Below are 11649 nucleotides of genomic sequence, written 5' to 3'. Positions count from 1 at the left end.
GGTTATAGTGTTATCCGATGACTTAAACGTATGGTTAAATTTATGTAATATTATTATATAATTGGATAAAATTACTAACGCAGCCACTATTAATGGATAAGAATAAAATTTTCATGCTTCAGCTCTGGAAAGATAAAAATTTTCTTGTAGTATATGCATTATATATAATATAATATTTAAGTAACTAAAAAATTTTGGGAAGGTGTTAAGGGAAACATCATGTTTAATCGTCATGAACTGAAAAGGGCAAGAATGATTAAAATTGGATTAGTTGTTGCCGGAGTAATAGCAGGCATATTTTTATTTTACAGGTTAAGCTTTTATATTATGCCCTTTATTATTGCATTTGTAATTGCATCAATAGCCGAACCGATTATCAGGTTGCTCATGAGAACAGCAAAAATGCCAAGAAAAGTTGCAGCACCTATAACACTATTATTTTTTATATGTTCTTTTGGAGTAATTATAACATTAATTATTGTCAGACTGATTAATGAAATAAAATCAGTCGCTGTAGTCCTTCCCGATATTTTATCAAATTTATATATTGATATTACAGTTTGGGTAAATAAAGGTATTGACATATTCCAATGGCTTCCTCCTGAAATTACTGACAGCATAGGAAGTATTTTATCAGACCTTTCCACAAATCTTACAGACCTTTTAAAGTCAATAACTAAAGGTGCTTATATTACTGCCGTATCAATACCTGAGACCTTATTATTTATAATCATAACTATACTTTCGACATATTTTATCAGCAGCGATAGAGAAAAGATATCAAAGTTTTTTACATCCCAATTCCCTGAAAGTTGGATCAATAAGATAAAAAACATAATTAATGATATGTTTTCAGCCCTTCTTGGGTACATAAAAGCCCAGCTTATCCTTATGGCAATTACATTTACCGAATTATTCATAGGTTTTACGCTAATCCGGATAAAGTACTCTTTACTTTTAGCTTTTATTATAAGTATTCTGGACGCACTACCTATATTAGGAACAGGGGGTTTTCTTGTACCCTGGTCTATATATTCTTTTCTTACAGGAAATGTTAGAATAGGTGTTTCACTCCTTATCCTATACGGTATTATCCTTACAGTAAGGCAATTAATTGAGCCTAAAATAGTGGGAACTCAGATAGGAATTTACCCTTTGGTAACACTTATTGCCATGTATTCCGGACTTAAGATTTTTGGTTTTGCCGGCCTTATTCTTGGACCGATAATGGTGCTTCTAATAAAAAATATTCTGTCGGGAGTCCTTAAAAACAGGCCCATTAAAGATTTAATCGAAACAAAAGATAAGCAAAAAGTGAAAAGCGAGAAACAAGTACCTAACGTCTAACGTCTAACATCTATCAGTTTCGGATTTTAGCTCCTCGCTCAGCTTCTTTATAGCTTTCTTCTCGATTCTGGATACATATGACCTTGATATACCCAACATTTTTGCGATTTCTTTTTGTGTTTTACTTGAACCGTTTAATAAGCCGTACCTAAGTTCGAGTACAGTTTTCTCTCTGTTTTTTAATACCGATTTCATTAGATTATACAGCTTCTTTACCTGCATTTTTAATTCTACTTTATCCAACACTGACTCATTATCATTCTCAATTACATCTATAAGGGTAATCTCATTGCCTTCCTTATCTACACCTATAGGGTCCTGGAGATATATTTCATTCTGGATCTTTTTAGTAGACCTTATCTGCATGAGAATTTCATTTTCAATACAACGTGCTGCATACGTCGCAAGTCTGGCGCCCTTTTCATTATCGAAGGTTGAAATAGCTTTTATTAAACCAATTGTACCTATGGAAATCAAATCTTCGCTGTCATACCCAAGAGAGCTGTATTTTTTTACAATATGGGCAACAAGCCTCAAGTTTCTTTCAATGAGTATATTTCTCGCATCTTCGCTACCATTTTTATATTCTTGAAGGTACTTGGATTCCTCCTCTAATGTTAATGGTTGTGGAAAAGAATTCGGGTTAGATACATACCCTAAAAAAAAGAATATATTACTGATAGATTCAAGCAGGGTATAAAAAACGCCGGCCAACAAAAAAAGCCCCCCATAAAATCTGCTACTTTATTAGTATATGAGGAAGCTTGGTTCATTGTGCATGTACTAAAAGATTAAAATCCCTTTTTCATGATTTCCCAAGCAATTTCCTGAAATATCGGTCCTGCAGTTTTACCTCCTACTTTACCATTTTCAATAAATACTGCAATAGAATACTTTGGATTTTTTTTAGGAAAATACCCTGCAAACCAGGCATGTACTATGCTTTCTCCATCTTTATATTGTCCTGTTTCTGCGCTTCCTGTTTTGCCTGCAGCCCCGCCGTATTCTTCTAAATTTATCATTGTTCCGGTGCCTTCATTTATTACAGATTCCATTAAATTCTTTATTTTATTAGCGATATCTTTGTTAATAATCCTCTTACCCTGTTTTTGCCGTATATCCCTCACTTTATTTCCATTCTCATCTACAATGGAATCTACTATATTTATTGTATTTTTTATTCCCCCATTGGCAACTGTTGCCACCATATCCGCTACTTGCAAAGGAGTAGCCATAATCTCTCCCTGTCCTATGGATATATTGGCAATATCCCCTCCGGAAAACCAGGTGTCAATTGAAGGTAAATTGCCTGCCGATTCTTCAATGCCCTGGCTTCTTATTCCTGTAAAACTTCCTAATCCAAATCTCTTGGCCATTTCAATCAGGCTTTTAGCATTTATTTTATTAAGTGCTGCATCTATAAAATAGGTGTTGCAAGATAAGGCAAAAGCTTTTTTCAAATCTAAAAGGCCATGTCCCCCGTCCTTGTAGGAATAGCACTTAAATTCCCTATCTCCTACTTTAATGGACCCTGTACATAAGTATTCTTCTTCCCAGCTGTCTTTTAACTCAAACATTGCAGCTGCATCTATTATTTTAAATATGGAGCCAAGGTTATAAGAAGCCACAGCCTTATTAAACAATTCATTATTCGGACTATTCAAGTATTGGCTCACATTATCCTGGTTAAAATCAGGTTTGCTTGCTATAGCTACAACATCGCCACTGTTTACTTCTTCAACTACAATAGCACCTGTCACATTATTTCTCTCCATTACCTCTTCAACAATTTTCTGTATATGGTAATCAATTGTAAGTTTTACATTAAGTTTTTTATTTTCTCCCTCTGCTCTTATTAAGCGATAGCCCATACCTGGCAGAATATTATTTCTTCCATCAGTAACAACCCCAAGCATATACCAACTGTCACAAGCAAGGGTTTTATTGTAAAACTTTTCTATACCCGCTTCTCCATTACCGTCAGATTTATTGACATATCCCAAAATATGCTTTGCAACTGAATTATTATCATATCTATAAAGAGAATTTATAATTGAAATTCCTGGGCATTCCAGGCTTTTAACCAGGTTTTTCCTTTCTTTGTCAACTTCTATTAAGATGGGTTTTTCCCCTTTTTCAACTTCTTCCTCCAGCTTTTGAAAATTAGTGCCAAGAATATCGGAAATCCTTTTAAGTGAATTTTTATCCTCTTTTAATATAAGAGGTTTTAATACTATAATATATTTTTCACTCCTATTCGTAAGGGGTATGCCGTTTCTATCCAATATATCACCCCTCGCTTTTTCTATCCGGGCATTTGCAATTCTCTGTACAGACGCAGCCCGGGATAGTTTTTCCCTCTCACCAACCTGTAAATGAAACATTCTTACCGCCAATAATATAAATAATGTAAAGAATATTATAAGCACAATAAAGCCCCTTTTTGTATTCATAAGAAATCCAAACCTTTCCAAATTTCCTTTGTATTAAGTTTTCCATATAAAATCAAGTTTTATTCATGACATAGTTTTATTCACGATATCCTTTACAAAACAAGGAATTCTGATTTGAAATATTTTTAAAATACTGGGACTGGCAAAAAAATATAAGATTACTGGGAATAAGGGTTACCAACCTGGTAACGTCGGATTCCTATATACAACTTTCTTTAGGTGGTTTATGGAAGGGAAGTAATTCACGCCCTTCTTCTGAGTATCGTATATTCTTCCACTTCCTGCTTCATGGGTATGTAGACTATCATCTGGGGATGGGGGGCATTATCAATGTATTCCCCTTCCTCGTTTTTCATACTGGTTATTTTTTGTTTGAAATATCTTCCCTTAGGCCTTACCACTTCAACTTCATCACCTACAAACATTCGGTTCCGCTGCTCAACTTTAGCAATTCCTGTTGTTTTGTCATATTCAAGAACAAGGCCGACAAAATCGTATTCTCTCACATAAGTACTTGTATTGTATACCTGGTCTTCACTCCCCGGCTTTTTGAAATAGAATCCCGTGGTATATTCTCTATGGCTTGCCTTTGATATCTCTTCAAGCCATAGGGGGTCAAATTTATATCCTTCAGGATCTGTATAATATGCATCAATAACTTCACGGTATGCCTTAACCACTGTAGCTACATAGTAAGAGCTTTTCATGCGTCCTTCAATTTTTAAACTTGTCACTCCGGTAGCGATGACCTGAGGTATATGCTCTATCATGCATAAATCTTTTGAATTAAATATAAATGTTCCCCTCTCATTTTCATATACCGGCATATATTGCCCCGGCCTTTTTTCTTCCATTAAAAAATACTTCCACCTGCAGGGATGGGCACATAACCCCCTATTGGAATCCCGGCCTGCCATGTAATTGCTAAGAAGGCATCTACCGGAATACGATATGCACATGGCGCCGTGTACAAACACTTCCAATTCCAAGTCTTCAGGGACCTTTTCTTTTATTTCTGCAATCTCTTTTAAAGAAAGCTCCCTGGCAAGGATTATGCGTTTTATACCCTGCTCATACCAGAACTTTGCACTTTTCCAATTTGTATTATTTGCCTGGGTACTTAAATGGATTTTCATACCCGGAGCTGTTTCCCTCACCACCATATATACTCCAGGATCAGATAATATTATGGCATCAGCTTCCAACCGGCAAATTTGCTTTATATATTCCTCCATACCCTCTATATCTTCATTATGAGGTATTATATTCATTGTAATATACACTTTTTTCCCCTTGGAATGAGCAAACTCTATACCTTTTTCCATGTCTTCAAAGGAAAAGTTGTCTGCATAAGCTCTAAGTCCGTACTCATACCCTCCCAAATACACAGCATCAGCGCCATAAGTGATTGCCATCTTCAGTTTTTCCGGATTCCCTGCAGGAGCAAGAAGCTCCACCTTTTTCAATAATACCACCCGCTTTTCCGTGTTCGATTCTTCAGGGCGCATTTTCTTCATAAAAAGAAAATGCGCCCCGTTCTTCATTATTCATCTCCATTATCTCGCAGTTTGACAGTAACTGCCACCCCGTCTCCCACAGGCAATATACATGTTTCAACATCCGATTTATTACAAATACACTTCAAATACTCCCTCAGCCTTTTAACGATAGTCTTCTTTCTCCTTATTATTAACCTATCGTTCGCCACCATACCCTTATATAATACGTTATCAGAAATCAATACCCCTCTTATACTAAGCAGCCTTATACAGTCAGGAAGCAATTCAAGGTACTGTCCTTTTGCCGCATCAAGTAATATCAAATCATATCTCTTGTCAAGACATCTTAATACTTCAGCAGCATCCCCGGCTATAGAATTTATCTTGTCCTGACATCCTGCCCTCTTTATGTTATATCTGGCCATTTCGACCATTTCACCATAGCTCTCTATAGTATCGACAACCCCACCAGGGCTTAAGGTTCCAGCCAATAAAATCGATGAATAACCTATTGCCGTACCTATTTCAAGTATTTTTCGCGGTTTTATTATCAGTCCCAATACTAAGAGAAGTCTTGCTGTCTCCGGCTGTATCACCGGTATATTATTTAATGCGGCAAATTTTCGCAACTCCAGTAATACGCCTTGGTCTTCTTTAATAGTATTTCTAATGTATTCATTTATATAATCATAACAAATCATTTTTTTCTTCCTTAACCCTTAATCATTTTTCCTATTTTTTTGGGCATTCAATTGCGACTTAAGCTGTGCACCCAAATGCTCACTGAAAGTTTTGGAAAAGTAGTGGGTTCCTGTGCCGTCATTTTTAACGACGAAATACAGATAATCGTGTTCTTCAGGATAAAGGGCTGCTTCTATGGAATCTCTGCCAGGATTGCAAATTGGTCCTGGAGGCAGTCCTTCATATAAGTAAGTATTATATGGGTCGTCAATTTTTTCATCATCAACAGTTATTACCTCTTTCATTTTTCCTTCTTTTTTATAAAGTATATATTGTATAGTGGCACAGGATTGAAGTTTCCTCAATGAACTATTCTTGCTTTTAAGTCTGTTATAAAAAACTCCTGCAATTATGGGCCTTTCTTCAGGAACCCTTGCTTCTCTTTCAATAATGGACGCCAATATGATTATTTCATCAACAGTCATACCCAATTCTTCTGCCCTCTTATAATACTCAGGTAAAAAAATTTCATCAAACCTTCTTAACATTTTCAAAATTATCTCTTTTTCACTTTCATTGGACTTTGGGTCAAATTCATAGGTATCCGGAAACAAATACCCTTCAAGCCTATTACCCCTACGTTTCAAATTCCTTAAAAACCTAAAATCAAAGTCTTCATTATTTGCTATTTTGTCGAATTTCTCTTTATCTATTAGATTTTCTTTATAAAGTAAGTTTACAATTTGCTGGTAATTATAACCTTCCGGTACTGTAACCCTCACACCTACATTTGTAAGGGGTTTGCCGGATAATATATCCATCAGAATATCATATCCTTTAAGGGAATTATAATTTTCGTTTTTATCAATGGCATGGACACCGGATCTGTAAGTACCGTCATAACCATTAAGCTTTGAGAATAACCTGAATAAAAACGTGTTTTTTATAATACCCTTTTCTTTTAAAATATTAGCTATGGCTTCTGTCCCAGCTCCTCTTGGAATTTCAACCAATATTTGCCTTTCTAATGGTATTTCTGCTGCAACACTCTTTACGCTGTAAACATTAACAATATAATTATAAGTAGTATAGCCTGTGCCAAAAGTTATAGCCACTAGAGATAATAATATTATCCACCTTATAATTGTCTTCTTCATAAACAACCACCATCACCCTTTACTCCTTGCTTTAGCCCGCTGTTCCGTGTCAAGTATCTTTTTTCTTAATCTAATATTTTTGGGAGTTACTTCAACCAATTCATCATCTGCTATAAATTCCAAAGACTGTTCAAGAGACAATACCTTTGGCGGTGTAAGTCTTAAGGCCTCATCAGCTCCTGCAGCCCTTATATTGGTTACATGCTTTTTCTTGCAGACATTGACAACAATATCTTCAGGGCGCGAGTTTTCCCCAACAATCATTCCTTCGTATACTTTTACTCCAGGACCAATAAATAGATTGCCCCGTTCTTGAGCATTATATAGGCCATATGTTACCGCTTCTCCATTTTCCCAAGCAACAAGAGAACCTCTTTGCCGCCCAAGTATTTCGCCCTTGTATGGCTCATAGCCATAGAATACATGATTTATTATACCATTTCCTTTTGTATCAGTCAAAAATTCCGAACGATAACCCATAAGTCCCCTCGCCGGTATTTTAAATTCAAGGCGTATATATCCTTCATTAGAAGACTGCATATTTATTAGCTCTGCCTTCCTTGGCCCAAGTTTTTCCATTATAACCCCCATATAACCTTCGGGCACATCAATCAATAAATATTCTATTGGTTCACATATTACGCCACTTATTTCTTTCATTATAACTTTCGGTTTTGATACTTGGAACTCGTAACCTTGCCTTCTCATTTTTTCAATTAATATTGATAGGTGAAGTTCTCCTCTTCCCGAAACAATAAAGGAGTCAGGTGAATCAGTCTCTTCAACCCTTAAACTAACATCCGTTTCCAATTCCTTAAATAGCCTTTCCCGCAAATGTCTTGAAGTGACATATGTCCCTTCAAGCCCTGCGAAAGGGCTGTTATTAACGCTAAAAGCCATGGAAACAGTAGGTTCATCAACATTTACAAAGGGCAAAGGTTCAGGATTGTCCCTGTCACAAATTGTTTCGCCAATACTAATATCCTCCAAACCTGGTATTGCTACTATATCTCCCACCGTAGCTTCTGAACATTCAATTCTTTTTAAGCCTTCAAACCTGTATATTTTTGAAATCTTCGCTTCCCTAGGAGTACTGTTTTTTCTACATATAACAGCCTGCTGGCCGCATCTCATGGTTCCCCTATCAATACGGCCTATAGCAATCCTTCCAGTATACTCGTCATAGTCAATACTTGATACAAGCATTTGGAGAGGAGCATCAAAATCTCCTTCCGGAGCAGGTACTTCTTCAATTATTGTTTTAAATAAGGGTTGTAAATCCTTTTTTTCATCATTAAGATCAAGTACTGCAATACCTTCCTTTGCAATAGTATATACCACTGGGAAATCAACCTGGCTGTCGTCAGCTCCCAGTTCAATAAACAACTCAAGCACTTGATCAACTACTTCAATAGGCCTTGCTCCAGGCCTGTCAATTTTATTAATAACCACTATCGGTTTTAAATTCAGCTGTAAGGCTTTTCTCAAAACAAACCGGGTCTGGGGCATGGAGCCGTCAAAAGCATCTACAAGAAGCAACACCCCATTAACCATTTTTAAAATTCTTTCCACTTCACCGCCAAAATCAGCATGTCCCGGTGTATCTATTATATTTATCCTTATACCTTTATACATAACAGCAGTATTTTTTGATAGTATAGTAATACCCCGTTCCCTTTCAAGTTCGTTTGAATCCATGATTCTTTCCTGTATCCGTTCATTTTCTCTGAATATACCGCTTTGCTTCAGCATTCCGTCAACCAAAGTTGTTTTCCCGTGATCAACATGGGCAATTATAGCAATATTTCTAATGTCATTTCTTGTTTTTATCACAAATTTTTCCCTCTTTATTTCAATTAAATTATTAAATCTCAAGTACAATAAGCATTATAACCATTAATACTATAATAAATCAAATTTTATTTTAAGGTAATGTCAAGAAGGTGTCAATATTAGGGAATAAATTAAATATTCCTACCTCAATTCAACTACTGTAACTCCTGTCTCTCCTTCCCCGAATTTACCCAAGCGGTAAGACTTCACATGAGGGTTATTTTTAAGATGTTTGTGAATGCCTGCCCTCAATATCCCTGTGCCTTTTCCATGTATAAGCACCACAGATTTAAGCCCGGCAATACTTGCATCATCCAGGTACTTATCAACATTTTCAAGGGCATCCTCAAGAGATAATCCTCTTAGATCTAATTCCGTTGATATGTTCATGGCCTTAGATTTACTGATTTGCCCAATTCCTGTCCTTTCAATTTCAATTTTTTGTTCATCAATAAGCTTTAAATTTGATACATTTACATTTATTTTTATTATTCCCGTCTGTACAATAGCTTCACCATTATTCCCGGGTGGCTCTATCACAATCCCTTTTTGATTTAGATTTAAAATTAATACGCTATCCCCGGGTTTTAAATTTTCAGGAGGTTTTATATAGCCGTGCCTTGGCATCAAAGGCTCTATAAGAGCTTCGTCTATTTTATTAACTTTATTTTTCAACGAAGATCTCATCTCTTCTATAATTCTATTTTTTTCAGCAGCTTCCCTTTCCTTTTCAAGCTTTTTCAGTTCCTCAATAATAGTCTCGGATTCCCTCATTGCCTCCATAAGTATACGGCGGGCTTCTTCTCTTGCCTCTCTTATAATTTTTTCTTTTTCATCATTAATTTTTCCCCTTTGACGGGCCAGTTCCTCTTTTAGTTTTTCTGCTTCCAGTCTGTATGCTTCAGCCTTCATTCTCTCTTTCTCAGCTTCGTTCCTATCTTTTTCTATTGTAACCAGTATATCTTCAAACCTTATATCTTCCTGGGTAAGGAATTCCTTCGCCTTATCCAGTATTTCTTCCGGTAATCCCAGCCTTTTTGATATTTCAAAAGCGTTACTCCTGCCTGGTACTCCTATTAACAACCTATAGGTGGGCTTCAAAGTTTCTACATCAAACTCGCAACTTGCATTTTCAGCATGTTCCGAAGCCATTGCATAAAGCTTGAGCTCACTGTAATGTGTTGTTGCAACAGTAATTGATCCCCTTTGGTGCAAGTATTCAAGTATAGCCATGGCAAGAGCAGCTCCCTCGGTAGGATCAGTGCCTGCCCCAAGCTCATCTAAAAGTATAAAGGATCTTTCATCGGCATTTTCCAATATCCTTACTATATTGGTCATATGAGATGAAAATGTGCTCAAACTCTGCTCTATACTCTGTTCATCTCCTATATCGGCAAAAACCTTGTTAAACACATTAATTTCGGTATTATCACCCGCAGGTATGTGAAGTCCTGACTGTGCCATAAGCGTAAAAAGTCCTATAGTTTTTAAAGTAACTGTTTTCCCTCCCGTATTAGGTCCTGTTATTATAACTGTAGAGAATTTATCTCCTATTCTGAAATCTATCGGAACAACACTTTCAGGATTAATTAAGGGATGGCGGCCTTTCTTTATATTAATACGCCCTTCGGTATTTAATTTAGGTAAAACGCAGTTATAGTGAAGGCTTAAGTTTGCTTTTGCAAATATAAAATCCAGCCTGGCAAGTATTGATATATTTGACTTTAATTGACTTAATATGCCTGCTACATCACCTGTCAATTCTGTAAGTATTTTTTCAATTTCAGCCTGTTCTTTAATTATTAACTGCTTTATATAGTTATTAGCCTCAACCACCGCCATAGGCTCTATAAATATTGTAGCACCACTTGCAGATGAATCATGGACAAGGCCTGAAATCTCATTTCTATACTCCTGTTTCACAGGAACTACATAACGGCCGCCTCTCACGGTAACTATAGGCTCTTGTATAAACTTCTGGTATCTTGCTGATTTAATTATACTGTTTAATTTTTCCTTTATAGATTCCTGCTGCTCCCTTATCTGCCTTCTAATACTTTTTAACGTTATACTTGCATCATCCGCTATTTCTTCTTCACTTACAATTGAAGCAGTAATTTTATCTTCAACCCTTTTGTTGGTTTCAAGGCAATCAATAAGCTCTAAAACCAGGTTTTTTTCTTCATCGGCTTTCCTGTCGCCTGAAGCATGGTTTTTAAGCTGTCTGCATAATCTTAACACATCACCTATCTTTAACAACTCCCCTGGATTTAAAATCGCCCCCATTTCTACCCTTCTCAGCGAGTCCCTTATATCACGGATACCTCCTAAGGGGGGTGTTCCCCTTCTGATAATATAATTTACCCCGTCATCGGTCTCCTTTAGCATATCCTTTACAGTTTCAATATCTTTAACAGGTAAAAGCTCTTCAGCTTTTTCTTTCCCCAATTGGGAAGTTGTAAAATTAACAAGTTTTTTTATAATTTTATCATATTCCAGAACTTTCAAAGTCTTTTCATTCATTTTATTATCGTTTTCCCTCTTTTCATACCTCGCACACAATACCGACAAGCTCATGCCCTAAAATTATTGACAGATTTACCATGGTGAACCCCCTAAATATTATAACTTTATAATACCATTATTTCTATCTTTTTGTCGATAAGTTATGCAATATGG

General features: G+C 36.2%; 8 protein-coding genes. 1 reads left to right on the top strand and 7 read right to left on the bottom strand.

All coding sequences use genetic code 11. The annotated features are described in order from the left end of the window. The first annotated feature begins 219 nt into the window (after positions 1-219). Entirely contained in the window at positions 220-1347 is a 1128-nt protein-coding gene (ytvI, locus tag HPY74_17090) for a sporulation integral membrane protein YtvI (GenBank protein ID NSW92354.1), read from the top strand. Between the two features lie 3 nt (positions 1348-1350). Here ytvI and sigK read toward each other — a convergent pair whose 3' ends face one another. The 7 genes from sigK to HPY74_17055 all read right to left on the bottom strand — a co-directional run bounded on the left by sigK (position 1351) and on the right by HPY74_17055 (position 11493). Then, on the bottom strand, positions 1351-2064 hold the full coding sequence (gene sigK / locus HPY74_17085; protein NSW92353.1) for an RNA polymerase sporulation sigma factor SigK: 714 nt from the start codon (positions 2062-2064) through the stop codon (positions 1351-1353). Between the two features lie 74 nt (positions 2065-2138). Beyond that, complete coding sequence (locus HPY74_17080; GenBank protein NSW92352.1) at positions 2139-3800, bottom strand: peptidoglycan glycosyltransferase; 1662 nt, start codon at positions 3798-3800, stop codon at positions 2139-2141. Positions 3801-4042: 242 nt separating this feature from the next. Then, positions 4043-5266 (bottom strand): U32 family peptidase, encoded by a 1224-nt coding sequence (locus tag HPY74_17075; protein NSW92351.1) that lies wholly within the window; start codon positions 5264-5266, stop codon positions 4043-4045. Positions 5267-5343: 77 nt separating this feature from the next. Then, positions 5344-6000 carry an O-methyltransferase gene (locus HPY74_17070; protein NSW92350.1) on the bottom strand — a complete coding sequence of 219 codons (657 nt, stop codon included), beginning with the start codon at positions 5998-6000 and terminating at the stop codon, positions 5344-5346. Positions 6001-6018: 18 nt separating this feature from the next. Beyond that, positions 6019-7137, bottom strand: coding sequence for an endolytic transglycosylase MltG (gene mltG / locus HPY74_17065; protein NSW92349.1), 1119 nt, complete (start codon positions 7135-7137; stop codon positions 6019-6021). Positions 7138-7149: 12 nt separating this feature from the next. Continuing rightward, a complete protein-coding gene (typA, locus tag HPY74_17060) occupies positions 7150-8970 on the bottom strand; it encodes a translational GTPase TypA (protein NSW92348.1) in 1821 nt (606 codons plus the stop codon). Positions 8971-9111: 141 nt separating this feature from the next. Next, positions 9112-11493 (bottom strand): endonuclease MutS2, encoded by a 2382-nt coding sequence (locus tag HPY74_17055; GenBank protein NSW92347.1) that lies wholly within the window; start codon positions 11491-11493, stop codon positions 9112-9114. Between the last annotated feature and the right edge of the window lie 156 nt (positions 11494-11649).

The sequence above is a fragment of the Bacillota bacterium genome (assembly GCA_013314855.1).
GTDB lineage: Bacteria > Bacillota > Clostridia > Acetivibrionales > DUMC01 > Ch48.
The sequence above is the reverse complement of the archived record's forward strand: the minus strand, read 5'-3'. Positions and strand labels throughout refer to the sequence as shown.